This is a genomic window from Pontimicrobium sp. SW4, from assembly GCF_039954625.1.
In the GTDB taxonomy this organism is placed as follows: domain Bacteria; phylum Bacteroidota; class Bacteroidia; order Flavobacteriales; family Flavobacteriaceae; genus Pontimicrobium.
The window spans coordinates 285,056-311,619 of the sequence record NZ_CP157199.1 but is presented as its reverse complement, the minus strand read 5'-3'; the positions used below and the strand labels follow the sequence as shown (position 1 = coordinate 311,619).

Sequence of the window (26,564 nt, the reverse complement as noted above, 5' to 3'; positions counted from 1 at the left end):
GGGAAGGAATTTTTTAATTATTTAACTTACTTCGCCTTTCTAAAAAGTGGTTATCATGCCATTTTCCATCACGTTTGCCAATTTTTTCTCTAATACCCACGACTCTAAATCCACATTTTTCATGTAATTCTATACTTGCTTTATTAGATGAGAAAATTCCAGCCTGTAAAGTCCAAAAGTTTTCTTTTTCACTTTCTTCTATCAAAGCATTTAACAATAGTTTTCCAATTCCTTTACCTCGTTCCTTTTCTGCTACATACAGCGTTACCTCAGCAACGCCACTATAAACTTTACGCTTAGAAACTTGAGATAGTACCGCAAAACCCAAAACATCATTATTAGCTTCAGCAATTAAACGAGTTTTTTTTATGAATTTTTCATCCCAAACATCAAAAGTAGGAACTTCGGTTTCAAAAGTTGCAATTCCAGTAGCAATACCTTCAGCATAAATTCTTGAAACCGAATTCCAATCTTGCTTTTTAAATGCTCGAATAGAAATATCCATTACTAGCAACAATTTCCGTCTGGTGTGCAACAAAGCTCGTCAGACACAAATACTTCTTTAACTTTATCTACAACACCACAAACTGTCTTCGCTTTACAGTCAGTTTTCTCAACGGCTAACTTAAAAATTAAGTTATTATCTCGTATTTCGAAATCGTTAACAAACAGTTGCGCTGTATGAAATGTTTTATTACTGTACTCAAATTTAACCTCAGCTTCCATATCATAAGGTTTCATTTTACCTACTTTGTTTAAAATTCCTAAGGCCTTATAAACGCTCATGAAATCGCGTTTACCAATTTCCAGAGGGCTTTCCCATAATTGAATAATAGTTTCATTCCAAGCATCTATTCCTGAGCCACAGTCAACAGAATCAATTTTTAAGTGCTTTACTTCGGTAATATGATAATTTGCTTTTACAAACTCGTTAGGCATAAATTCGAACAACAGTGATTTGTCTTGGTGTGCATTTAAAACTTCAAATAATTCTTTAGTTTTCATATACTTTAATTTTCTTGTGAGTTATATTATTAATTGTCATTATAAGGTTAGCAACAATTTAATTTTGTTTTATTAAAAAATGTATTAAATAGCTCTTGCAATTGTTGAAATCGGTCAATATTTAAGCAATAACAAAGGCTTTTTCCTTCAAAAGTACCTCTTAGTAATCCTGCGTCATTAATGACTTTTAAGTGTTGTGATATTGTAGCTTGAGCTAATCCAATTTCTTCAACTATATCATTACAAATACATGCCTCTTGTTTACTTATATATTGTAAAATCGCTACTCTTGCAGGGTGAGAAAACACCTTTGCTACAACTGCAATTTCGTTTATTTCATTTGAATAAATATCTACTTTTGACGCTCCCATTATCTTGATTTAGATGACAAATATACAAAATAATTGTATTATTGCAATATTACGATATTAAATAATTAAAAAAAGATCGAAAACAATATTCCGATCTTTAAATTATGATTTTAGAACCAAGGTTTTTTTCCTACTTGATACGTATTATAAAATTCTTCATCTGATTTTGTGAGATAGATGATACCTTCAATTAATCCAATAACTCCAGGGATCCATATTAATAAAAGTCCAATCCCAACACAAGATAGGATAGCTCCAAGTAGCCAAACACCCAGTAATATACCACCTTCTTTATTATAACCTAAAATAAACTTATGGACGCCTAATCCACCAAGGATAATACCTAAAATTCCAGCTAGTATTTTTTTATTATCTCCAGCTGTAACATCATTAAATGCTTCTTTAGCACCACTTGCAAATTCTTTAGCGCTTTCTTTTGCGCCATCGGCAAATTCACTTGCTTTCTCCTTAGCATCACCTAGAGCTTCTTTAGCTTCATTAGCAAATTCACTAGCTTTTTCTTTTGCGTCGCCTAACATATCGTTAAGATCGTCGCCTAAATTTTTTTCATCTGACATTTTAAATAATTTTGGTTAGATATATAAATATACTAAAATAAAGGTTGGTTAGCTGTAATTTTTTCCTTGTTTAGAGTCTTTTTGTTTATTGAAATGCCTTGTCTACAGGCTCCCATAGTTCAATTTTATTTCCGTCGTTGTCCATAATGTATCCAAACTTTCCGTAGTCATATTCTTGAATATCTCCAATAATAGTGACGCCTTCTTCCTTTAAAACAGCCATTAGTTCATGTAAATTTTCAACGCGATAATTAAACATGAAATCTTTCTTAGAAGGTTCATAATATTTGGTGTCTTGTGCAAACGGACTCCACTGCGTTGAGCAATCATTCCCATCTTTGTCTTTCCACCAAAAGGTACAACCGTAATCATCTGTATTAAATCCTAAGTGTTTTTTGTACCATTCTTTAGATGCTTTTGGGTCTGTAGTCTTAAAAAACAAACCTCCTATTCCAGTTACTCTTTTTTTCATCTCTTTAATATATTAGTCTTTAGGTTTAAAATTTTGTTACAAGTTTAGGAATTATCTCTTAAAAGCACTTTCATATACTTGAATCCATTCATCAGCTGACATCTTAGCCGTTAGCTGACCTATTAGCTCATATGGAATGTCTTCAATTTTTTTAAATCGAACACAGCTTTTCCCCATATCTAATTTGTATTTACAATGCTTTGGGTATTCAGATGTAAACCAATCTAATATTTCTTTTTTTGCATACATTCCCATGTGATACACAGCTACAAAATTTTTCTGTGAAGCAATATTCATAAATGGCAATGGTAGTTTTGTATCACAGTGATAACCGTTTGGGTAAATTGAATGTGGAACATAATAACCAATCATGTTATAATTCATTCCTTCTTCAAATCCTTTTGGTAAATTATCTTGAATAACTTTACGAAGCTTTTTCATTGCTTCTTGTCTTTCTTTAGGAATTTGGCTTATGTAGTCTTCTGGTGATGTTGCTTTATACTGCATAATATTTAGTTTTTTCGTTGAAGGATTAGCCCTGAAATTAATGAAATTATAAATCCAATGATTACGACTGTTACAAACATTAATGTAGCCATAAAGCCTGAGCCTCCGTAATCCTTCATTTGCTGAGTGAGTTCTGCCTTTTTGGCTTCAAGTTCGGCACCAGAATACTCTGTTTCTAAAATCGCAATGGTTCTATCTAAGTATTCTTGAGCAAAATCAGGATTTACAACTGTTGTATAAATATAATCTGCTATAGCAACTCCCACTCCAACAAGTGCAGAAATTAGCAAGCCAATCAATAACGATTTTCCAAAGCTAACAACACCATTATTTACCTTGTCTCTGTAATGTTTAATTCCGAAAAATATAAAGGATAATGTTGCAACCATGGTAACATAGCCTAAAATTTCTTGTAATGAATAATCAAGGCTTTTGGTTACTAAAATTGAAACTAAAAATAATACAACTCCTGTTAAAAGTCCATAAGAGCCATATTTTAAAACTGTTTTTTTCATCTTTTTGAATTTAAAAAATTATGATTCAAAAGTAGAAGAAGACATCCTTTTTTGAGTCATACTTTAGTGCCAAAATAATCATACTTTAGTCTAAAAGTAACCATTTTTAAATAATTTGATATGCTTTAGCAATTTGAATGGCTTGTGTACGTCTTTTTGCGTTTAGCTTTACTAAAAGATTTGAGACATGAGTTTTTATAGTACTTTCTGAGAGAAATAATTTTTCAGCTATTTCTTTATTTGATAATCCTTCAGAGATGGCCTGAAGTACTTCATATTCTCGATTACTAATTTCTAAATCTTGAATCTTTTGATGGTTAATTTCGGTTGAAGTAACTTTCCTTTTATGAAGACTCTTTTTGTTGAGATACACACCAACAAAAAAGAAAACTATGGCAATAACGGCAATCGTAATTTCAAGGTTTAAATTACCAGATATCATTGCATATTTACTAAGTTGAAACAATAGAAATATAGCTAGAATAAGCAGCGTAAAAACAAGAATCGTTTTCTTCATGCTTTAAATTTAGCAAAATCTTTGCTTTATTCTATCTACAATGGTTTGTGCTAACTTTTCTTTACTCTCAATAGTCCAACCTGCTACATGAGGTGTGAGTAAAACATTTTCAGATTGTATTAAATATTGGAAAGCTTGAAGCATTTCAGAAGAAAACAAATTCTCAAATGACGCTTTTTCATACTCCAAAACATCTAACCCTGCTCCTAATATTTTGCCAGATTTTAATGCTTCAACTAAATCTGAGGTCACAACGCTCTTACCTCTTGCTGTGTTAATTAACCAAAACGATTTTTTAAATTGATTAACAAAAGCTTCATTCACCATTTTTGTAGTCAAAGGTGTTTGTGGTGTATGTAGACTAAGCACATCTGCTTTGTCTTGAAGTTCTTGAAGCGTTACTTGCTTTGCATTTTCATCTCCAACATTGGGTTTAATGTCATAACACAACACCTCAACCTCAAAGCCTCTTAGTTTTTTAGCGAAAGCTTTTCCCATATTGCCATAACCAATCAATCCAACCGTTTTTCCGTCTAGTTCAATACCTCTATTGTCTTCTCGCAACCATTTACCTTGCCTTACTTCTTTATCTGCTTTATTGAGTTTATTAAACAACGAAAGTAACATTCCTAAAGCATGTTCACCAACAGCGTTTCGGTTTCCTTCAGGCGCAGAAATAAGATAAACATCTTTTGATTCGGCATAACCGCAATCAATATTTTCAAGTCCAGCTCCTACTCTTCCAATAAATTTAAGATTGGTTGCATTATCTAAGAACTCTTTATCTATCGTGAATCTGCTTCTAATAATAATTCCATCATACTCATGGATTTTTGTTTCAATGTCTTCTTTTGAAGATTTATAATCCTCGTGATTTATAAAACCTAAATCATTTAGTTGATTGATTAATAAAGAATGATTGGTATCGAGGTGAAGAATTTTCATCTAGATTTTAGGATAATGCGTTTGTGTTTTTTCGTCTATAACCTTTCCTGTATGTGCTGTTGATAGTTTTTCAAACAATAATACATGTACTTCCTCATCATTTTTAGTACAAGGATTATGCTCCACACCTTTAGGAATTACAATAATTTCTCCTTCACTTACAACTTCTGTTCTATCTCTAAATTGCATATAAAGTGTGCCTTTTATAACCTGAAATAACTCATCTTCATCATCGTGACTATGCCATACAAACTCACCTTTTAACTTAGCTAAAATGACTTGCATATTGTCAACAATTGCAATTTGATGTGGATGCCAATTTTTAGAGAATTTGTTGAATTTTTCAGAGATATTTATTGATTTCATAAAATAGAATTAATTATGAAGATTACTATATATTAAGAATGAATTTTGCAATCCAAAAATAAATTAAGATTCCAAAAATATCATTACTTGTAGTAATAAAAGGGCCAGTTGCAATAGCAGGATCTATACCTCTTTTGTCTAAAAATAAAGGAATAAATGTTCCTATTAAACCAGCAATAATAATGACAGCGACAAGAGAAACAGAAATAGCTAAAGCTGTAGTAATATCATGCTCATACAGCCATACAAATAAAAATAAAAATAGCGCTAAAATAACACCGTTAAGTGCCGCTAAAAGCATCTCTTTTATTAAGCGGTTATTAATACTGCCTTTAACATCGTCATTAGCTAAACCCTGAACAATAATTGCACTTGATTGCACACCAACATTTCCAGCCATAGCCGCAATTAATGGTGTAAAAAAGAAAAGTACTTTATAGGTATCGAAAGCTTTTTGAAAACCTTCCATAATTAAAAATGCACCAACACCTCCTACCAAACCTAAAAAAAGCCAAGGTAATCTTGCTCTAGTAAGCTCAAAAATACTATCATCTGCCTCTACATCTTGGGTAATACCTGCTGCTAATTGGTAATCTTTATCCGCTTCCTCTTTCATGACATCTACAACGTCATCGATAGTAATTCTTCCTAGTAAAATTTGGTCATTATCTACAACAGGAATAGCTTCCAAGTCGTATTTAGACATTATTCTTACTACTTCTTCCGCTTCTTCATTTACATTTACGGAATCGACATTTGAGTTAGATATTTCAACAATTTTTTGATCGCTTTTAGCAACAATTAAATCTTTTAAAGACAAACGACCAATAAGTCTTTCTTGTTTGTCTACAACATAAATAGAGTGCACGCGAGTCACATCTTTGGCTTGACCTCTAATACGACGCATGCAACCAGCAACCGTCCAGGTTTCATAAACTTTTACAAGTTCTTTCGCCATAAGTCCACCAGCTGTATCCTCGTCATAAGCTAAAAGTTCTTCAATCTCCGCTTTATGCTCTTCGTCTTCAATTTTAGAAATTACTTCTTCCTGACGTTCTTCTGGAAGTTCAGAAATCATATCGGCAGCATCATCGGTATCTAGCTCTTCAATTTCTTCAGCAATTTCTTTAGCCGATAAATTTTGGAGTACTTTTTCTCGAATATCTTCATCGAGTTCCATTAAGATATCTGAAGTGGTTTCAGAATCTAATAACTTAATCACATACACTGCTGCTTCTTGATCAAGTTCGTCAAGAATTTCAGCAACATCAGCATAATGAAATTCATTTAATAATAGTTGTAACTTTTTATCGCTTTTTTCTGCGATAAGCTGTTCAACATTTTCAATGAGTTCATCAGTGAGTTGAAACTGTATGTTTTCGGTTTCTTCTGACATAAGATACTTCGACTGCTATCTACGCGACAATTAATTTATGATTCAACATCACTTTCAATTAATTGTGTAAGTTCAATAAACGAATCAACACTTAATTGTTCTGGACGTTTGCCAAATATAACATTTGCTTTTAAATTATCGGAAAGATTCAAGGTTTTTAAACTGTTTCGTAATGTTTTTCGACGTTGTTGAAAAGCAGTTTTAACCACTCTAAAAAAAAACGTTTCATCACACGGCAAATCAAAATTTTCTTTTCTAGTTAAACGGAGTACTCCAGAATCCACTTTTGGGGGTGGATTAAACACAGATGGTGGTACTGTAAATAAGTACTCAGCGTCATAAAAAGCTTGTGTTAATACTGAAAGTATTCCATAAGTTTTATTACCTTCTTTTTCGCAAATACGCTGTGCTACTTCTTTTTGAAACATTCCTGAAAACTCAGGAATTTGATGACGCATTTCTAACGTTTTAAAAACTATTTGTGTAGATATATTATAAGGAAAATTACCAATAATAGCGAATTGCGATTCCTTAAAAACTTCGTTAAGATTATATTTTAAAAAGTTTTGTTCAATGATTCTTGGTGCTAAATTCAAGAAGTTTGCTTGTAAATATTCAACCGATTCTGAATCTATTTCAATAACATACGTCGCAATATCTTTTTGAAGTAAATACTTGGTAAGAACACCCATTCCTGGTCCAATCTCCAATACGTCATCATACCCTATTAAGGATAATGTATTGGCTATTTTTTCTGCGATATTTTCATCTCGCAAAAAATGTTGTCCTAGGTGTTTTTTAGCTTTTACTGTCAAAAATATATTTTAATTAAATGTTACCGAATACTCATCAATCACTTCCAGTTCTGTTCTAAAAGCTAACATTTTATCTGCAAACTGTTTTAAACCTTCACTTCTTAATCGCTCTGCATCATGTGCATAGTAACTATCTAAAGCTTCTCTAGACTTAGCTTTATACTGTACTGAATAGGTTGTACCTCCCATTTCTTCGTCAATTAAAACTTTAGTGAGTTTTGCATCTATAAATTTTCCCGTAGCTAATACTTGAGGGATATGAAGCTTAATCCAATTAAGCCATTCTTGATGAATACTTTCATCTACATTAACGGTTACGTTGTAAATTATCATAATATTATTAAAGTGAATTCCTGCTCCCGAAAATTTCGAGACAAAAGGAATGACAATTAAAGTAATTCTTTTGCAAAGAACAGAAGTTCTTTATCATCATCAAAGGGTTTTACTCTTTTTTCGAAAGAAAAGCCTAGTTTTTCTAAAAGTTTGATGGAATTTGTATTTAACTCTAAGGTAATTGCGCCTACTTTGTCTAAACAAAACTTATTCTTCGCTTGCTCTAAAACTGCAACCGAAGATTCATAACCAAACCCTTTGCCTTCGTGCTCTGGTAAAAATCCAAAACCAATATCTGGAATATCCAATTCTTCACGTTTCACTAAACCACAAATACCAATAGCAGTATTAGGCTCTAATTTTTGTACAACTTTATAGAAACCATAGCCAACTCTTGCATAACTTTTTAGAATGCCATTTTTAAGATATGCCTCAGTGTCATTAACAGTTTTCACGTTTCGGTCACCAATATATTTAATCCAGTTAGGTGTATTCATGAGTTTTAACATGAATGGTGCATCCTCTAAGGTTATTTCGGTAAGGATTAAACGGTTTGTTACAGCTATTTGCATACTATTAATTTATAGCATCACCACGCAGCGCTCTATACTTCTTACGTGCTTCAACAAAAAAGATACTATCTGCATAATCGAAAATAACTTTTTCGTAAAACTCTTTCGCCTTTTCTGGTTGTGCCAATTGGTTGCTGTATAGTTCAGCTAATCTGTAATACGCATCGTCTGCTAAAATATCTTCACGATAATCTTCAATAATTGCTAAGTAATTAGTTTCGGCTTTTGGGTAGTCTTTTAATTGTTCAAACAATCTAGCTTGCTTATACAAAGCTTGATCCATAATAGACTCCGTTTTGTGGTTAGCAATAATTACATCTAACTTAGAAATAGCTTCATTGGTTTTATTTTGAAACGCCAATAAATCTGCCTTAGCATACAACTTTAAAGCGGTTTGCGTGGAGTCGTCATATTTATTATCTGATATTAATAACTTTAAGTCTAAAGCATCATTAGCAATTAATTGCGATGTGGATGATTTAAGAATTTTTAATTGAGATTCTGCCCATTTAAAGTCGCCTTTATAATAACTTGCTTTTGCTACTCGAAACCTAGCTTCTTGCGAAATAATACTATTTTTTAAACTCACTTGAATTTGAGAATAATAAATTAGTGCTTCGTTAAACCTTTCTTGCAATATCAATATATCTCCTAAAAGTAGTTTAACTCTAGCTTCTTGCACTCTAGATACTCTATTATTTAACGTTTCTTTTAAAAAGACAATAGCTGCTTCTGGCTTGTTAAAATAAAAAGCCAGAAACTTAGCGTAGGACAACTGTAAATTAGTGGTTTGAACATTTCTTCCATAGAGCTCCAATAAGCTTTTATACTTTTCGTCTATGGAGATGTAATTATCCTTTAAAGAGTGTTTCGCCTCAATTTCTAACAAATCTTTGTGAGCATCAAGCACAATGGTTGGTTCCATCACATTTTCGATAACATAATTTAAAATAGTATTTGCTACTTCAACCTCATCTTGCTCAATTGCAATTCTTGCTAAATCTAAAATACCTCTTAAAGACTCTGGTGCTCTTTTAAAAATAGCGCGTTCTTGTGCAAATGCTTTATTATAGTCTCTTTGCTGAATAAATAACCAACTTAACAACTGATTCCAAATTATATCTGGGTTTAATTGTGCCTTACGTAAAAATGCTTTTCTTAAAAACTCATTATTCTCGTCGTTTCCATTTTCAGTAATGTACTGACTAAATAACCGTTTTGCTTGATGTACAAATGTTGGGCTTACTTCTATGAAGTCGACATAACTATTGAACATTTTTTCAACCTCACCTTGTTCTCCATAAATACGAGCTAACTGATTGTGAAAATTTGACTCAGGACGCAATTCCATAGCTCTCTCGTAAACAATTGCAGCTTTATCAATAAGCGCATGTACTTCAAAACGACGTGCAACAAAATAAGCAAACACAGGTTCGTTTTCTATTTGAGAAATAGCTTCGCTATAATACTTTTCAGCCTCATCTTGATTCCCTCTTAACTGAAAATTATAACCTAGCTCCACAAGAAATTGTCCATCTCTTTGACCATTTATTCTTTCTTTAAGTAAAAGTTCGGCTAAATCATACTGTTCTAACTGTTGATGTATTTCAATAATTGTAAAAAAGTAGTTTAAGTTATTTTTCTTAGTTTGATATAGGTTTTGATAAGAAATTAATGCTTTCTCAAACTCACCATTATCAAAATAGCTCTTAGCTAAAGCCTCATCATTCTGTGAAAATGCAGTGACTGATAAAAAGAAACAACTTATATAGATTATAAACTTCATAGCTCTGTAAATATAATAAATGTGAGTTTTAGATATTGTGAATATTTTAATAAAAAAATGCCTGAACCGAAGTTCAGGCATAACCATCCAAAATAAATGTGCTATTAATCATGTTTTTTCAAAATGATTCAATTATCCTGTTGTGGCATTTTAGATATCTTAAGGGAGTTATATCGATTTGGGTTCTTTTTAATTAAAAATTACTTGAACTACCAGTACCACAAGGGTTACCAATAGAAATATTCGTTTAAAATTTTTCATAACTGTAGGTTAATTAGATTTGGTGCTACTAACTTCAGCATTTTTTTTCAAAAATCAAAGAAAAAAGATAAAAAATTCGTCAAACAACGAGTTTTTGTTACATTTTAACGATTGAAATGTTAAATTTTAACATTTCAATTTGATTCTAGAAAGTTGAATTAATCTATAAATGTAAAGCCAGTATAAGGTACTAAAACGTCTGGAATTTTAATTCCTTTTTCTATTTGACAGTTCTCTAAAATTCCAGCTAGTACACGAGGTAATGCTAAAGAGCTTCCATTTAAAGTATGTGCTAGCTCACTTTTACCGTTACTATTTTTAAAACGCAATTTTAAACGATTCGCTTGAAATGTTTCAAAATTTGATACCGACGAAATTTCTAACCATCTATCTTGCGCTGTTGAAAATACTTCAAAATCGTATGTAAGTGCCGATGTAAACCCAAGATCTCCACCACATAATCTTAAAATTCTGTAAGGAAGCTTTAACTCTTGCAAAATAGACTTTACATGCTCTACCATTTCATCAAGTGCTTGATATGAGCGTGTTGGATGTTCAACTCTTAAAATCTCTACTTTATCAAATTGATGCAGCCTATTTAATCCTCTTACATGTGCTCCATAGCTCCCTGCTTCACGACGAAAACAAGGCGTGTAGCCTGTTAAGGCTTTTGGTAGTTCATCTTCTTTTAAAAGTTCGTCTCTAAAAATATTGGTTGCAGGTACTTCGGCTGTTGGTATTAAATACAAATTATCTCCAGTTACATGGTACATTTGCCCTTCTTTATCCGGTAATTGACCTGTTCCAAAGCCTGATGCTTCATTTACTAGATGTGGCACTTGCACTTCCTGGTAACCAGCTGCTGTATTTTTGTCTAAAAAGTACCAAATAAGTGCACGTTGTAGTTTTGCTCCTTTTCCTTTATATACTGGAAAACCTGCACCTGTAATTTTATTTCCTAGTTCAAAATCAATGATATCGTATTTTTTAGCTAGCTCCCAATGTGGCAAGGCATTCTTATGCAAAACAGGGATATCACCTTCTCTAAATACTTCTTCGTTATCTTCATCGGTATTTCCAGATGGAACAGATTCATGTGGCACATTTGGAATCTTGAAAAGCACTTCTTCCAACTGTGAAACTATGGTATTTAAGTCTTCCGTTAGTTGTTTTGAGTCTTCTTTAAGCAACAATGTTTTTTCCTTTAAAATATTAGCTTTATCGGCTTGTCCAGATTTATACAACATACCAATCTCTTTAGAAAGCGCATTAGATTCTGCCAAAGTATTATCTAATTGAGTTTGTATGGTTCTGCGATTTTCATCTAGAGTAATCACTTCGGCAATCATTTGTTTTGCATCAATATTTCTTTTTGCTAAACGTGTTATTACCAAATCTTGGTTTTCTCTAATAAAAGGAACTTGTAACATTGAGTAAAAAATTTAAGCAACAAATTTACGGAATTACAAAGAAAATCAATCTTGTTTTGATGGTAAAATCCATGGTGAATGTTTAAAAGCATTCCACTTTACAGAAGCTAAATCAACCTTAGGATCTATAAATGGTTTAAAAGGCTTCCCATTTACTTTAATTTGACAGTCAACAAATACCATAACATCTCTATTCACTTCTTCTTTATATATCTTTTTTATAAATTGTGAGAATTGCCAAATCATATCTGGCTTGGTCGCAAAATTTCTTTGTTGCTTATAAGTTAAATAAGTATCTAATTGAATTGGAATAGCTTGATTGTTTTCCTTATCTATAACTCTAAATGAAATTATACCTTGTCTTGCTCTTAACATCATTCTCCAAGATAATCGATGACCTTCTTCTGTCCAAAGTACATCACCTTTAATAACCCAATGACGTAGTGGTAACACTAATTGAACAACAAAATAAGAGATAAATACTATTTTTATGAAATTTGATTTTTTAAAGACTGTTTCTTTTTTACTCTCAATAGATTTTAGCTTTTTAAGGAATATTTTCCTTATGGTTTTAGGTTCAAAAAAGAATACACACAAAGCCAAAGACATATATGGAAATATCCCTATTTGAAAAACTATAGAATTAAATAGATGAAATACAATGGTTACTAAAAAAGCATACTTTCGGCTTTGTTTCCAGAGTAATAATGGCACAATAACTAAATCGAAAATTATTCCAAAATATGCGATGATGTAGTGCATCCATTTTTTTTGCAGCAAATTACCTATAATGAAATAGTCTTTTTTAGACTTCACTAAAATTTCAATAACTGATGTATCTAACCAATCTGGGTACAATTTTGCTATGGATGCGCAAGTATATACTATCCACATTTGAATAATAAAAATCAATGCACACCAATTTGGCATTATATTACTTTGGATGCTTGAGTTGTTTTTAGAATCTAATGAAAGTCTAGTATTTGCAGGTACTACTACCATAAAAACACTTAACAGAATTAATAAATAGTAATGATTATTATATGACGTTTTTTGCATGAAATAAGTTCCAGACCATAAAACTGCAAACGATATAATACTCCATCGATACTTATAACCTACCATTACCAATAAGCCACAAACTCCCATTATTGCATAATACACATACATCCAAAAATCTGGAAGTGGCTGCAACCATTCAAAACCAATAAATGAAAACGTGTATTTAGGTTCAACTAAAGCTTGATGTACCCAACCAGAAACTATGGCACCAAAAGATTCTAAAGAAATAAGAAAGCCAAATAGAATTCTAAACACAATTAATGCGCTATTATCTATTGGTTTGAATAAAAACTTATTAAGCATTGTTATGCTCTAAAAAATTTAAGCTAATATCTTTATCTTTATGTAGTTGTTCTTTTAAAGCATCTATTGAGCTAAACTTTTCTTCATCTCTTAGTCTTTTTAAAAGCTCTACTTGTATTTTTTTATTATAAATATTTTTACCGAAATTAAAAAAATGAACCTCAATAGTTTGTTTTTCTCCATTTACGGTAGGATTGTTTCCTATATTCATCATTCCGTAAATGGTTATACTATCTATAATTGATTTAACTACATATGACCCATTTTTAGGAATAAGCTTATAAGTTTCTTCAATATTAAGGTTTGCTGTTGGAAAACCAATTTCTTTTCCAAGATTTTTACCCTCTACAACTGTTCCTGTGAGCATGAAATTATAGCCCAAAAAAGCATTCGCAATTTCAATATCCCCAGCATTTAATGCTTTTCTAACTTTTGTAGAGCTTACAGCAACTTCATTAATCTCTTGTGCCGATATTTCTGTGATTCGAAAATTATAAACCTCTCCATATTCTCTTAAATTGTCAACATTTGCATTTCTATTTCTTCCAAACCTATGATCGTAGCCAATAATAATATGTTTAACACTAAGCTTATTCACTAAAATATCTCTAACAAATTCTATGGCTCCTAATCGAGAAAAGTCTTTGGTAAATTTGTGTATTACTAGATGGTCTATCCCTAAATTTTCTAATAATTGTGACTTCTCATCTATGGTATTAATCAATTTAATGTTTGTATCCTTTTGTAACACCATTCTAGGATGAGGGAAGAATGTAAGCACAACGGCTTGTAAATTTTCTTTTCTAGAAATTTCAACAAGTCGACTGATTATTTTTTGATGACCAATATGTACACCATCAAAGGTGCCAATTGTTACTACTGAATCTTTTTTAGGGTAAGCTTCTAAAGTGGTCTTAATTTTCAACTAATTCCTTTTTTACAAAATTAGATAATATGTTAGTAAAAACACGTTATTTTTTTATAAACGGTAGCGATAAGGAAGCTCCATTTTTTATAACTTTAATAAAATACAACCCATTACTTAAACTAGAAACATCTACATTAAGTTGTGAAGTATTTTTTACTTGATTTTCTTTTACTAACTGACCTAATAAATTATATACTTTGTATGCATCAGGTAAATCATTCCTATTAGCTAATTTTATGTTTAAAATACTATTTGTTGGGTTTGGGTAAATACTTATTCTGTTATCAACAAAATACTTATTCCCGCGAAGAGTTACCATAGTTGAAACCTTAGTTGTTTCAGAAGCTCCATAGTCTCCACCAGAAACAATCACTGTATTATCATCTGCTTTTAATTCATAAGAACCTGTTCCAAAATCACAACAAATTCCATCACCAGGTGCATCAAAAATAGTAAATGTGTAACACTCATTAGCTACCACATTAAACGATTCGTTTATTACATCAGTATTCCCATCAGTATAAGGGCCTCCATTATTAAGTAGGTTATTTCCAGAATCTCTGAATTCCCATGTTATCTCACTACCAAAACTATCTGGAGTTAAAGTTAAATGTACTTGAGTTGTACTGGCATAAGATTGATCTATACTAAATGCAGCACTATCATCATCATTACAACTTCTTAAATCTGTATTCCCATTCGGATTGGATATAGACACATTAAATGTGTGATTTCCAGAAGAAGAAACAATTACTGGTAAATTAACTACTTCAAATTCACCATAATCTAAAGACCCTGACCAATTATAGTTGGATGCAGTTCCTCCATCTTCATCATAAGTAATTAAAGCTGAAGTTAAGGTTATTGTACCCCAGTTAGTAATCCTTATAGAAGGTGTTACGTTAAAGCCACATTCTTCGATTGCAACACCTTCTATTTGCACACTACCATCATCATTAACCGAAGCCAATGGTGTGCAGACATTTGAAGTTATTGTTGTTGGTCTGTTCGCAGACCCTGTTAGAGTAGCTACAACTCTTACTTTTTGATCATTTGTAAACACATTCATACATGAGTCTTGGCTATAATCCATATAGTTCTCAACCATATCTGGGAATCCTGCAGGTGTAGGACAAGAATCATTTCCAGTATTACATATGTTTGCATTAGAGCCTGAGCTTGCTACAGCTGGAGTATCAGCGCATAAATCTCCTCCATCTATTTCAGAACAACCGCCTTGAAAAGTATGGAATAGCCCTAAATAATGACCTACTTCGTGTGTTGCAGTTCTTCCTAAATTAAAGCGTGGATCAGAGTCAGGTAAAGTCACACTTGGATCATCCTCCGTACCGAAATATTGATACCCAATCACAACACCATCACTAATGGCAGGACCTCCAGGAAACTGCGCAAATCCTAAATTACCGCTGTTTGAAAACTTAACAGACCACATATTTAAATATTTAGAAGCATCCCAAATTGTAGCTGGTTTTAAAACAGTATCTGTATTACCACCAGGTCCAGACCATGTAGTACTTACTGCAGACATATCTATTCTATTAATCCCATTGGTAACACAGCCATCTGGTGTTTGTTGTGCTAAACAGAATTCTACCTCAACATCTGCTCCATCTGGATGTGTGTTAAAACCTCTTGTACCAGAAAGTCTTCTAAAATCTTCATTTAACACTTGTATTTGAGAAAGAACTTGAGCATCAGAAATATTAGTTTCAACACCAATAGCCTCTCCATTATGAATAACATGAACCACTACAGGAATAGTATAAACTACTCTCCTATTTGAAGACGAATTAATACCACTTCTTTTTATATTATTTAATTGGATTTGCTTGCTAAGTTGCTGTTCAAACGCTTTGCTACCCATCATGTTTGGGTTGTCTTTTAATAACATTTTGTTATACTCGTCTGTAGCACAACGCTCTGGCTCTTTTTCTTGGGCAAATGTTACTACAGTTGATAATAAAAAACTAAAAAACAGAATGCTAAATGTAGTTTTCTTGAAGTCCATATTCCTTAGGTTAAATCATTTAAAGCAGTTGTAAAGTTACCATTTTTTTTATTTACCGTTAAATCCGTTCATCGTGTTATTCATTCCAGATAGCGCAAATGACTTAATTATCTCTATACTTTTGCTTAGTCGTTCATCTAATTTTTCGCTTTCCTCTTGAGTCCATTCCCCTAAAACATAGTCAACTTGTCGACCTTTTCCAAAATCGTCACTAATACCAAATCTAAATCTATTGTACTTAGTTGTGCTTAATTTTTCCTGAATATCCTTCAGTCCATTATGTCCTCCATCGCTTCCTTTTGTTTTTAATCTTAATGTTCCAAAAGGGAGGTTTAAATCATCTGTAATAACTAATAAGTTATCTAAAGGAATTTTTTCTTTTTCTAACCAATACTTAACTGCTTTTCCACTTAAATTCATAAATGTATTTGGTTTTAAAAAAATAAAAGTCCTCCCTTTTAATTTGTATTCTGCTCTATCGGCTAGTTTTTCTGTTTTAAAAACCAACGTCTCTTCGGTTGCAAAAAAATCAAGTATTTTAAATCCAATATTATGTCTTGTGTTATGGTATTTTTCGCCAATATTACCTAAACCAACTATTAAAAACTTTTTCATTATTGTTTTATCTTCTTTAAAAGATTGCTTCTTTTTTTCGAAAATCCAATTAAAAAATTTACACATATAACTTAGTATATATTGTAAAAATAAAAAAGCATCCTGAATTAACAGGATGCTTTTAATTTTATTACATGAATATAATAATTGTTATTCTTGAGTAGCTTCTGCAGTAGGTGCTTCTGTTGCTCCATCAGTCGCTCCTTCCACGCCTTCTTCATCTTCATCCTCATCAATATCTACTGAAACTCTAGAACGCTTCACTTGACATACTACTGTATTATCTGGGTGTAGAAATCTATACCCTTCATTTTCTAATTCAGTAATATAAAGCTTACTTCCTATTTTTAGTTTAGTAATATCTGCTTCAATAAAATCTGGAAGATTTGTAGGTAAAGCTTTTACTCTAAGCTTACGTCTATTTCTTCTTAAATTACCTCCATTTTTTACTCCAATAGAATTCCCTACAATACGTACAGGAATATCCATTGCTATTTCTTTATTTTCGAATAATTGATAAAAATCTACGTGTAAAATTTTATCTGTTACTGGGTGAAATTGAAGGTCTTGTAAAACCGCATCATACTTTTCACCGTCTAAAGCAATCACAACTGTATGCGCATTAGGCGTATATACCAGTTTAGAGAATGCCAATTCATTTGCTGAGAAATGTACTGGTTTGTCTCCTCCGTATAATACGCAAGGAACCTCTCCAGCATTACGTAAGGCTTTTGTTGCTTTTTTGCCCACGCTTTCTCTTTTCGATCCATTGATTGTAATTGATTTCATTTTGAAATTGTATATTAATTAATTGTTTACATTATAAATTTTGAACTGATAGATTTGTTATGATGTACTTTATGCATAACATCGGCAAATAAATTAGCACAACTTAATACTCTTATTTTTTTACTTTCTTGTGATAACGGAATAGAATCGGTTACGATTAATTCTTCTAATTTTGAATTTTCTATACGCTCGTAAGCATTTCCAGATAAAATTGGATGTGTACAAATTGCTCTTACACTTAACGCTCCCCTTTCCATCATCAAATCGGCCGCTTTTGTAAGTGTTCCTGCTGTATCTACCATATCATCGGCAAGTACAACATTTTTCCCTTCTACATTGCCAATTAATTCCATGTGTGAAATTACGTTTGCCTTTGCACGTTGCTTATAACAGATCACTACATCACTCTCTAAGGCTTTAGAATATGCGTAAGCTCTCTTAGAACCACCCATATCTGGAGAAGCAATAGTTAAATTATCAAGGTTTAAACCTTTTAAATAAGGTAAAAATATAGTTGAAGCAAATAAATGATCGACAGGTTTTTCAAAAAACCCTTGAATTTGATCTGCATGCAAATCCATTGTAATAATTCTAGTTGCTCCAGCAGTTTCAAGCATTTTTGCAACTAACTTAGCTGCAATTGGTACTCTTGGTTTGTCTTTTCTATCTTGTCTTGCCCATCCAAAATATGGTATAACTGCTGTGATATGTCTTGCAGAAGCTCGTTTTGCAGCATCTAACATTAACAATAGCTCCATTAAATTTTGAGGTCCAGGATGTGTAGACCCGATAAGAAATACTCTAGCACCTCTCACCGATTCTTCAAAAGAAGGCTGAAACTCTCCATCACTATAAGTAGATGTAATTACATTACCTAAATCTTCACCATAAGCTTTAGCTATATTTTTAGCTAGCTCGGTACTTTGGGTACAGGCAAATATTTTGGCTTGTGTTTTAATTTTTGTCATGACTAACTATTTGTTAATGAGTCGAAAAAATACTACTTATTTTTAATGAGGTGCAAATTTAGGGATTTATTTGAATTCCAAAAGGATAAAAGCTACTATTTTAATAGTAAGGAGTGAATTTATTTTTTATTTTTGCTGTCCGTTTTGCTCAAGTGGCGGAATTGGTAGACGCGCTGGATTCAAAATCCAGTTTCTTTGGAAGTGTGGGTTCGATTCCCACCTTGAGTACAATAAAACCTTCAACAATAAAGAGTTGAAGGTTTTTTATTTAAATAATGTTGGTTATTAAAAGTTACCTCTATAATATTCTAAAACCTTAACAAGTAATAAATACTCATATTTAGCATTTGTAAGGTTGGTTTTAGAATTATCTAAGTTATTCTTACTTGTTATATAAGCTAAGAAATTTGACACACCATTATTAAATCTAATTTCGTTAATACGATAAGATTCTTTAAACGCTTCAACCTGCTTCATTAGACTTTGATAACGCATATAGCTTGCATCCATATCAAAATAAACTTGAGAGATTGTATTTTTAATTTCTTGGCGAGTCCTATCTAACTCTATACGAGATTCTTCAAGCTTAATTTTTTCAAGTGCTACATTATTCTTAGCCCTAAAGCCATTAAAAATTGGAAGGCTTACAGATAAACCTACTACTGTACTTAAATTATTATCGAATTGATCTCTATAACCAATTTTATGACCTTCAAAGACTGTTTGCTCTTTTAAAACAGGAACATCTTGATTGTCTATAGTTACAAAGTCACCCGTTTCAATAATATTAGTGCCTGTTGCTGTAAATGTTTCTGCAAGACTAGAATAATTCGTGTTTAAACCTGCAAAAGCTGATATTTGAGGTGTAAATTGAGCTTTAGCAATACTTATTCCTTTTTTTACTGCCTTTATTCTTGTTTCTTTAGCTTTAAAAGTCGCTAAACCATTCAAGGCATCATTGAATACATCTTCTGGAGAAAATTCATAGCGCTCAAGATTTAATAAAAGGTCATTAGCTTCAATAGAAATAGTTTCATCTAAGTTAAGTAATCTTGTTAGGTTTAGTTTAGAATTATTTAACGCACTTTTTAGATTAAGTATGTTTGTTTCGTCAAGAGTTTTCTGCGCTTTTATATCTGTATAATCAGCTGGATTCCCAACTTCTTCTTGATAGATTTCTTCTTGTCTTTTTAGTTGATTATTTGTGACTTCTAAACGCTTATTTGCCAATTCTAATACATCACTATTATTTAACACTTGTAGATATGCCAAAGTTACATCTAATATCAAATTTTGCTCAGCCTCATCTATTTCATGCTCTGAAGCTAGCCTATTTAAACGTTCTTGTTTTACAGTATTAATTAACCTAAACCCATTAAATATTACAGCATCTAAATCTAATCTAGCATTAGAAAATGTTAGTTCTTGGTTTATAAAATCATTAGTAAAAGGATCTATACTTCGTCCATCGTTAATTCCTATATTATAGCTTCCGTTTATTGATGGCAATATATTCGCTTTAGATTGTTGGAAATTTATTTTAGCTGAATTCGCTCTTAATTTTGACGATTTCAAGTCTAAGTTATTCTCTAAAGCAATTGCAATACATTCGTTTAATGTATATTTTTTCACACTTGTACTTTGAGAAAACCCTATTGAGAATACAAAAAAAGCTATTGGGAAAATTTTGAATTTTAATGACATAGTTTTGATTTATTAAGAAACAATTTTACCGTCCAAAAGATTAATAATTCGAGAGCCAAAAGACGCATTATTTTCTGAATGTGTAGCTTGTATTATGGTAACTCCTTCTTTGTTTAATTCTGAAAATAACTCCATAATTTCTTCACCTTGTTTCGAATTTAAATTCCCAGTTGGCTCATCAGCTAATATTAATTTAGGCTTAGAAATTAAAGCTCTGGCAATTCCTACAAGTTGTTGTTGACCACCACTTAATTGTGATGGAAACAAATCTTTTTTACCAACAATATTAAAACGATCTAGCATATCTGCCACAAGTGCCTTACGCTCAGATGATTTTATACTTTTGTACAATAATGGTGTTTCAATATTTTCTAAAACAGTTAACTCATCAATTAAATGATAGGCTTGAAACACAAAACCGATATATTCTTTATAAAGCTTAGATCTGTCTCTTTCCTTCAATCTGTGCACAGGTTCTCCAAGAAAAGTATAACCCCCTCCTGTAAAACTATCTAACATTCCAATACAATTTAGTAATGTTGATTTACCAGAACCAGATGGCCCCATTAGTGATATAAATTCTCCTTCATTAACCTTTAGATTAATATTATCGAGTAAAGTCACTTTATTACTTCCAGAATTAACCGTTTTTGATGCTTCACTTATATGTAATAATGTATTTGTCATTTTAATAGATAGTTTTAATTAATGCGTTCAACTTCTGAATCTCCAAAGCTTAGTCCTTTATCAACATTAGCATTGCCTTTATAACGTAATTTTGCTTCTCCATAGGCTGTAAATCTAATATGCTCTGAAGCATTAATAATAAACTCCGCTTCGCCAAACGCCTTAAGTTTTGATGTTTTATTATCAACCTCAATGAGGTTAATTTCACCTTCGCCGTATGCTGTTATTTTTTGATGATTAATAGTTCCTTTTTCAATTGTTAATTCACTTTCTCCATAGATATCTACATCTAATTCTTTTAAATTAACTTCACTAAGCACCACTTGAGATTCGCCATAAATTTTAAGCTTAAACTTTTCAACATCAATTAAATCTTTACATTCTGTTCTTTGTTCTCCCCTCAATGAAAGTTCATTAATATGTTTATAGGTAACAAGAATAGTTAGCACTTTGCCCTTATATATAGGCACTTTCATTTTTATACCATCCTTTACTATTTTTTTACTCTTAGTAGTTTCATTAGCATCATCTAAGTAAACTCGAAGTGTTTCTCCCTTTACTTCTATATTTATTTTATTCTCTGGTTCTGTGCTATCAAGAATAGTTACAGACTCTTCATCTCCTTGTACAAATGTGGTTTCAATATGTGGACTAATAATCACTTTATCAAAAGACGCAACAGTCTTTTTTGTTTGTGATAACAATGCTTGACTTATAAAAACCAAAGTAATTATTGTTAAGTACTTTGAATGTTTCATGATATATATTTTTAATATTTATTCTGTCTTTAAACTATGAACTGGGTTTTTTAAAGCAGTTGATACTGTTCTAGCACTCATTATTGCTAGAGCAATAATTACCATTCCTAAACCACTTAAAACAAAAATCCACCAGCTTAAATTAGTTTTAAACGAAAAGTCATTTAACCATTTGGTTAATCCATAGTATGCTATTGGAGTTGCAATTAAAAAAGCAATCCCTACTAATACTAAAAACTCTTTACATAGTAATACATTAAGTTGAGACAACGTAGCTCCTAATACTTTACGAATTCCTATTTCCTTAATTCTACGTTCTGTTGTATAAATTACTAGACCTAATAAGCCTAAGCAACTAATTAACACTGATAATCCCATTGCCCAATTAAGTAACTTAGATAAACTTTGCTCTTTATTGTAAAATCTTTCAACAGTATCATCCATAAAATTTACTTGAAAATCATCCTCAGGATAAATTGATTTAAATGAAGTTTCGATTTTAGCAATTGTTGCTGCCATACTAATTTCTTCATTAGTTGCTAAAGTAAAATGCATCACTCCAAAAAATGCTCCGTCCCAATTTCCAACTAAAGCAAGTGGATTAATAGGCTCTTTTAAAGACCGTTGATTAAAGTCTTTTACGACGCCAACGATTGGATACAATTCATCACTCCTTTTAACTTGTTTTCCAATAACATCTTGAGGGTCTTTAAACCCTAAAATATTAAGGTAAGTTTCATTAATAACAAGTTCTTTAATTGTATCATTTAATGTGGTTCTACCTGCCAATAGCTCAATATCATAAAGATCAATATAATCTTTAGTTCCTCTTATCATCTGCAATGGTGTTTGAATCTCAATACCTTCATCATTGATGTAAGTCACAGAAGTAGTACTAGTACCAAATGATGCAGGTGTACGACCTCCTCTAGCAAGTTTTGTTATTTCTGGATATTTTTTAAGTTCTTGTTCAAATCTCACTTGCTTTTCTTCAGTGTTATTATACCATGGTGTTTGGACATTAGCAATAGCATCAGTTTTAAAACCCATATCCTTATTCATCATAAAATGAATCTGTTTGGCTACCAAAATTGTTGAAATAATAAATACTTGGGCTATTGAAAATTGAAATACTGTTAGAAAGCGTCGTAACGCAGGCTTCCCAGTTTTACTAACAACTTGGTTTTTAAGTACCGAAATTGGTTTATACTGTGTTAATACTAAAGCTGGATAAATCCCTGAAAAAATAGTGACTAAAATGATTAACACAACAGCAAACCCAATAATTAGAGGATCTTTAAAAAGCGAAAAACTTAATCCGTTTGGAGTAAAATCTGAGAATACCTGAAGCAACCAATATGCCATCGCTACAGAAATAATTGCAGAAGCAAGTGTTAGTAAAAAAGTTTCTCCCATGAATTGAAAAACAAGTTGCTTTTTAGAACTCCCAAGTGTTTTACGAATGCCTATTTCTTTAGCTCTCTGGCTAGCTTGCGCAGTATTAAGATTTATAAAGTTAATGACGCCTAATAAAAGCAAAAACAATGCAATTAAACCAAGCCCAATCATAACCGATTTATCTGCTGGCTCTTCACTAAAATTAAAAATCCCCACATCACCATTAAAATGCAAGTCACTAATTTTTTGAAGATTAAAACTTTGCTTCTGATTGTATTTTATTTCCCAATCCGATCTGTGCTCAACAGCCAAAACATCCATTTGTTCTTTGATTGATTGTGTCACTAAAGGATTAGATACTTTAATAAATAATTGATCTCCAGAGTTTGTACTATCCCATTGAGGGTTTAAAAAATTGCTTCCTTGATTTGTTTTTTTTGACGTTTCAATTGATAGAAACTCTTCGAAAATTAAATCGGTGCGTTGTTCAAAATTTGCAACAATTCCTTTAATAGTGGTTTGTATTGAATCATTATAGACCAAGGTCTTTCCTATAATTTCGTTTAGCGTTAGTGTTGGGAAATATTTTTCAGCTCTATTTTTTGTTAATACTAATTGATTTGGAGCATTCAAAGCCGTTTCAGGAGTGCCAGCTAGCCAATTATAGCTAAATATTTTGAAGTACTCTGGGTCTGTAAAAACAACATATTTTGGATTCCTAAATATTTTATTATTGATTTCTTCTTCAACCTTTTGAAGATATGCAACGTGAATTCCACTTGCTATTTCTATACCACTTATATTTTTTTTAGCCTCAACTATATAAGGTATAGGAATCCCTGGATTACTACTTTCTGATTCATTAGAAATATGACTAGTGGTTACTCTATAAATAAGCTCACTATCGGGATGAAACTTATCGAATGTTAAGTCATAATAAACCATTAATCCAATTACAAATGAAGCGCTAAAGCCAATTGCTAAACTAATTATATTGATAGACGAAAAAAGTTTATGCCTCCAAAGGTTTCTCCAAGCTATTTTAAAATAATTTCTAAACATAATTTTTCCTCTTTTGATTAATGATAATATTATTCCGTTTTCAAACTATCTACTGGATTTGCTAAAGCTGCCTTTATTGCTTGAAAACTCACAGTAACTAATGCGATAAGTACAGCCATTATTCCTGCAATAACAAAAATCAACCAATTAATTTCTATACGATACGCATAATCTTGAAGCCAATTGCTCATAGTTAACCATGCGATTGGAACTGCAATTAAAATTGAAACAAAAACTAGCTTTAAAAAATCTTTAGATAATAACTTAACAATAGTAGATACACTAGCTCCTAACACTTTTCGAACTCCAATTTCTTTACTTCGTTGTTCTGCTGTATAAGCTGCCAAACCAAAAAGCCCTAAGCATGAAATAAATATTGCTAACAATGCAAATATTTGTGAAAGCTGACCAACAAGTTGTTCACTTTTAAACTTCGCATTAAACCTTTCGTCTACAAAAGTATACTCAAAAGGAAAAGCTGGGTTGTGCTTTTTTAATACTGCTTCAACTTTAGAAAGCATCTCTCCTGCTGCTATGTCTGAATTCGCTTTTATATAAAAATATCGTGCGTAATTATGATAGTTAAAAAATAATACTGGATCACTAGCGCCATACATATCTCCATATAAATAATCTTTTACAACACCAACTACTGTATAGGTATCTCCTCTTGTAACTTGTTTTCCTATAGCACTCCCTTCTCCCATTAATTTTGCAAAAGATTCAGTAATCATCACATTCGTACTATCAGCATCAACATTTTTATTAAACCCTCTACCTTCAACTAATTCCATTCCTGTAGTATTCAAAAAATCTGAGCTTACATACCTAAAAGAAATTAACACGTCTTCTGTATTGGTTCCGCCTGTCCATTCTAAACCTGATCCATTATTTCCACCTTGTAATAATTGAGAATTACTCAATGTAGCATCTTTAACAGCTCCTGTGTTTATCAAATCTTGCCTTATGACCGAAAACTTCTCAATCATGGTTCCATTAACATTCATTGAGATCAATTGGTCTTTATCATAGCCTAAATCTCTATTCTTAACATGTTGAATTTGTTGATATACTAAAATGGTACTTATAATAAATACAATAGATATTGTAAACTGCCCTACAACTAATCCTTTGCGTATAAATGTTGCCGAACCATGAGTTGCTTTAATGCCTTTTAAAACTTCAACAGGCTTAAAGGATGATAAATAAAATGCTGGATATAAGCCTGCAAAAACACCACAAACCAGTGTAATTCCTAATAGAACTAGTATATGTATTGGGTTAGATAATCCTAATGCTAAATCTTTTTCTATTAATAGATTAAATTGAGGCAATAGTATTAATAGTAAGAATACACTAAATAACGTGGCTATAAAAGATAGTATCAATGCTTCAGAAACAAACTGAATAATTAATCGTGAACGTCCTGAACCCATTGCTTTACGAACACCAACTTCGTTCGCACGTTTTTCACTACGAGCTGTTGATAGATTCATGAAATTTATACAAGCTATAAGTAATATAATTAAAGCAATTATGGAAAATAACCGCACATAAGTTATTCGGCCACCAACTTTTTCACCACCTTCAAACTTAGATCTCAAATGCCAATCTTTGATGGTGTGCAAAAAAGCATACGAATCACTCTCTTCGGTTTTCTCTTGAAGAATTTGACGAACCTGTGCATCAACAGTATCAAAATCAGCTTCAGGCGACAATTCAACAAAAGTATCTGAAAAGAAGCTCCCATATTCAGTCATCCATTCTGCTCCATCTCTATAACGCTCAAACGGAGCCACCCAACTAAAGGGAAAAGATACATTCTCTTGAAGATTTTCTACAACACCAGTAATTACATAATTGTCAGTATTATTAACTCTTAAAACTCTCCCTAATACTTTTACATTTTTACCATAAAGATCCTCTGCAGTCTTTCTTGTAAGTACTATTGCTTCTGGATTAGAAAAAGCATCTTTGGCATTTCCTTCAATAAACTTCAGGCTAAATATTTCTAAAAAATCGGCATCTGCATATCTCCCTCTTCTATTTATAACATTGTCCCCAACTGTAAACATACGTTCTTCACTGCTTGAACGTGTTGCTCTTACTATTCCTGGAATTTCATCCTTCATGGCTTGCGCAAGTGGTCCAGGGGTGGAATAAAATGTACGCCATTCCCCCTCATAACTTTGATTGGTAGGAATGATATATACTTGATCTTGTTTTTCAAATGCATTATTATAGCTCACTTCATCTTCAACCCAAAGAAAGATTAAACTTGCGCAGGTAATACCAATGGCGAGTCCAAAAATATTTAAGAAACTGTAGCCTTTGTTTTTTAGTAGGCTTCTAACTGCAATTTTTATATAATTAAATATCATGATTGTTCGTT

At 31.9% G+C, this 26,564-nt stretch carries 27 protein-coding genes and 1 tRNA gene; 1 reads left to right on the top strand and 27 read right to left on the bottom strand.

The window, feature by feature from the left end; genetic code table 11:
• Positions 1-13: 13 nt before the first annotated feature.
• The 22 genes from ABGB03_RS01450 to ABGB03_RS01345 all read right to left on the bottom strand — a co-directional run bounded on the left by ABGB03_RS01450 (position 14) and on the right by ABGB03_RS01345 (position 18,563).
• Positions 14-505: an N-acetyltransferase family protein gene (locus tag ABGB03_RS01450; protein WP_347924231.1), complete on the bottom strand. Its 492-nt coding sequence runs from the start codon at positions 503-505 to the stop codon at positions 14-16.
• Between the two features lie 2 nt (positions 506-507).
• Complete coding sequence (locus tag ABGB03_RS01445; protein WP_347924229.1) at positions 508-1,005, bottom strand: DUF6428 family protein; 498 nt, start codon at positions 1,003-1,005, stop codon at positions 508-510.
• 47 nt (positions 1,006-1,052) lie between these two features.
• Positions 1,053-1,376 carry a metalloregulator ArsR/SmtB family transcription factor gene (locus ABGB03_RS01440; protein ID WP_347924227.1) on the bottom strand — a complete coding sequence of 108 codons (324 nt, stop codon included), beginning with the start codon at positions 1,374-1,376 and terminating at the stop codon, positions 1,053-1,055.
• 110 nt (positions 1,377-1,486) lie between these two features.
• Positions 1,487-1,954 carry a hypothetical protein gene (locus ABGB03_RS01435; protein ID WP_347924226.1) on the bottom strand — a complete coding sequence of 156 codons (468 nt, stop codon included), beginning with the start codon at positions 1,952-1,954 and terminating at the stop codon, positions 1,487-1,489.
• Between the two features lie 85 nt (positions 1,955-2,039).
• Positions 2,040-2,426 (bottom strand): VOC family protein, encoded by a 387-nt coding sequence (locus ABGB03_RS01430; RefSeq protein WP_347924224.1) that lies wholly within the window; start codon positions 2,424-2,426, stop codon positions 2,040-2,042.
• Between the two features lie 51 nt (positions 2,427-2,477).
• A complete protein-coding gene (locus ABGB03_RS01425) occupies positions 2,478-2,933 on the bottom strand; it encodes a DUF1801 domain-containing protein (protein ID WP_347924222.1) in 456 nt (151 codons plus the stop codon).
• A 5-nt stretch (positions 2,934-2,938) separates the two neighbouring features.
• Positions 2,939-3,448 carry a DUF4199 domain-containing protein gene (locus ABGB03_RS01420; RefSeq protein ID WP_347924220.1) on the bottom strand — a complete coding sequence of 170 codons (510 nt, stop codon included), beginning with the start codon at positions 3,446-3,448 and terminating at the stop codon, positions 2,939-2,941.
• Positions 3,449-3,554: 106 nt separating this feature from the next.
• A complete protein-coding gene (locus tag ABGB03_RS01415; protein ID WP_347924218.1) occupies positions 3,555-3,965 on the bottom strand; it encodes a response regulator transcription factor in 411 nt (136 codons plus the stop codon).
• Positions 3,966-3,974: 9 nt separating this feature from the next.
• Complete coding sequence (locus ABGB03_RS01410; protein ID WP_347924216.1) at positions 3,975-4,910, bottom strand: 2-hydroxyacid dehydrogenase; 936 nt, start codon at positions 4,908-4,910, stop codon at positions 3,975-3,977.
• Positions 4,911-5,276, bottom strand: coding sequence for a cupin domain-containing protein (locus ABGB03_RS01405; RefSeq protein WP_347924214.1), 366 nt, complete (start codon positions 5,274-5,276; stop codon positions 4,911-4,913).
• Between the two features lie 25 nt (positions 5,277-5,301).
• Positions 5,302-6,672, bottom strand: coding sequence for a magnesium transporter (gene mgtE, locus ABGB03_RS01400; protein WP_347924212.1), 1,371 nt, complete (start codon positions 6,670-6,672; stop codon positions 5,302-5,304).
• 35 nt (positions 6,673-6,707) lie between these two features.
• A complete protein-coding gene (rsmA, locus tag ABGB03_RS01395) occupies positions 6,708-7,487 on the bottom strand; it encodes a 16S rRNA (adenine(1518)-N(6)/adenine(1519)-N(6))-dimethyltransferase RsmA (protein WP_347924210.1) in 780 nt (259 codons plus the stop codon).
• Between the two features lie 9 nt (positions 7,488-7,496).
• The gene (locus ABGB03_RS01390) at positions 7,497-7,820 is read right to left on the bottom strand and encodes a DUF4286 family protein (protein WP_347924208.1); all 324 of its coding nucleotides are present in this window, start codon (positions 7,818-7,820) and stop codon (positions 7,497-7,499) included.
• Positions 7,821-7,876: 56 nt separating this feature from the next.
• Positions 7,877-8,392: a GNAT family N-acetyltransferase gene (locus tag ABGB03_RS01385; protein WP_347924206.1), complete on the bottom strand. Its 516-nt coding sequence runs from the start codon at positions 8,390-8,392 to the stop codon at positions 7,877-7,879.
• A 4-nt stretch (positions 8,393-8,396) separates the two neighbouring features.
• On the bottom strand, positions 8,397-10,178 hold the full coding sequence (locus tag ABGB03_RS01380; protein WP_347924204.1) for a tetratricopeptide repeat protein: 1,782 nt from the start codon (positions 10,176-10,178) through the stop codon (positions 8,397-8,399).
• Between the two features lie 419 nt (positions 10,179-10,597).
• Positions 10,598-11,869 carry a serine--tRNA ligase gene (gene serS / locus ABGB03_RS01375; protein WP_347924202.1) on the bottom strand — a complete coding sequence of 424 codons (1,272 nt, stop codon included), beginning with the start codon at positions 11,867-11,869 and terminating at the stop codon, positions 10,598-10,600.
• Between the two features lie 45 nt (positions 11,870-11,914).
• Positions 11,915-13,234, bottom strand: coding sequence for an HTTM domain-containing protein (locus ABGB03_RS01370; RefSeq protein ID WP_347924200.1), 1,320 nt, complete (start codon positions 13,232-13,234; stop codon positions 11,915-11,917).
• Complete coding sequence (locus ABGB03_RS01365) at positions 13,227-14,159, bottom strand: bifunctional riboflavin kinase/FAD synthetase (protein ID WP_347924198.1); 933 nt, start codon at positions 14,157-14,159, stop codon at positions 13,227-13,229. Before ABGB03_RS01365 ends, ABGB03_RS01370 begins: the two co-directional genes overlap by 8 nt.
• 46 nt (positions 14,160-14,205) lie before the next feature.
• A complete protein-coding gene (locus ABGB03_RS01360; protein WP_347924196.1) occupies positions 14,206-16,191 on the bottom strand; it encodes a M43 family zinc metalloprotease in 1,986 nt (661 codons plus the stop codon).
• Positions 16,192-16,239: 48 nt separating this feature from the next.
• The gene (gene pth / locus ABGB03_RS01355) at positions 16,240-16,806 is read right to left on the bottom strand and encodes an aminoacyl-tRNA hydrolase (RefSeq protein ID WP_347924194.1); all 567 of its coding nucleotides are present in this window, start codon (positions 16,804-16,806) and stop codon (positions 16,240-16,242) included.
• 150 nt (positions 16,807-16,956) lie between these two features.
• Complete coding sequence (locus ABGB03_RS01350) at positions 16,957-17,595, bottom strand: 50S ribosomal protein L25/general stress protein Ctc (protein WP_347924192.1); 639 nt, start codon at positions 17,593-17,595, stop codon at positions 16,957-16,959.
• A gap of 26 nt (positions 17,596-17,621) precedes the next feature.
• Positions 17,622-18,563 (bottom strand): ribose-phosphate pyrophosphokinase, encoded by a 942-nt coding sequence (locus tag ABGB03_RS01345; RefSeq protein WP_347924190.1) that lies wholly within the window; start codon positions 18,561-18,563, stop codon positions 17,622-17,624.
• A gap of 146 nt (positions 18,564-18,709) precedes the next feature.
• Here ABGB03_RS01345 and ABGB03_RS01340 point away from each other — a divergent pair.
• Positions 18,710-18,791: transfer RNA gene (locus ABGB03_RS01340), tRNA-Leu, on the top strand.
• Between the two features lie 57 nt (positions 18,792-18,848).
• Here the strand turns inward: ABGB03_RS01340 and ABGB03_RS01335 are convergent.
• Genes ABGB03_RS01335 through ABGB03_RS01315 form a run of 5 tightly spaced genes read right to left on the bottom strand, consistent with a single transcriptional unit; the run spans position 18,849 to position 26,553 of the window.
• Complete coding sequence (locus tag ABGB03_RS01335; protein WP_347924188.1) at positions 18,849-20,267, bottom strand: TolC family protein; 1,419 nt, start codon at positions 20,265-20,267, stop codon at positions 18,849-18,851.
• 12 nt (positions 20,268-20,279) lie between these two features.
• The gene (locus ABGB03_RS01330) at positions 20,280-20,954 is read right to left on the bottom strand and encodes an ABC transporter ATP-binding protein (protein WP_347924186.1); all 675 of its coding nucleotides are present in this window, start codon (positions 20,952-20,954) and stop codon (positions 20,280-20,282) included.
• Positions 20,955-20,968: 14 nt separating this feature from the next.
• On the bottom strand, positions 20,969-21,712 hold the full coding sequence (locus ABGB03_RS01325) for a head GIN domain-containing protein (protein ID WP_347924185.1): 744 nt from the start codon (positions 21,710-21,712) through the stop codon (positions 20,969-20,971).
• 18 nt (positions 21,713-21,730) lie between these two features.
• Positions 21,731-24,172, bottom strand: a complete 2,442-nt coding sequence (locus ABGB03_RS01320) for an FtsX-like permease family protein (protein WP_347924183.1) — start codon at positions 24,170-24,172, stop codon at positions 21,731-21,733.
• Positions 24,173-24,201: 29 nt separating this feature from the next.
• Complete coding sequence (locus tag ABGB03_RS01315) at positions 24,202-26,553, bottom strand: ABC transporter permease (protein WP_347924181.1); 2,352 nt, start codon at positions 26,551-26,553, stop codon at positions 24,202-24,204.
• Positions 26,554-26,564 lie beyond the last annotated feature (11 nt).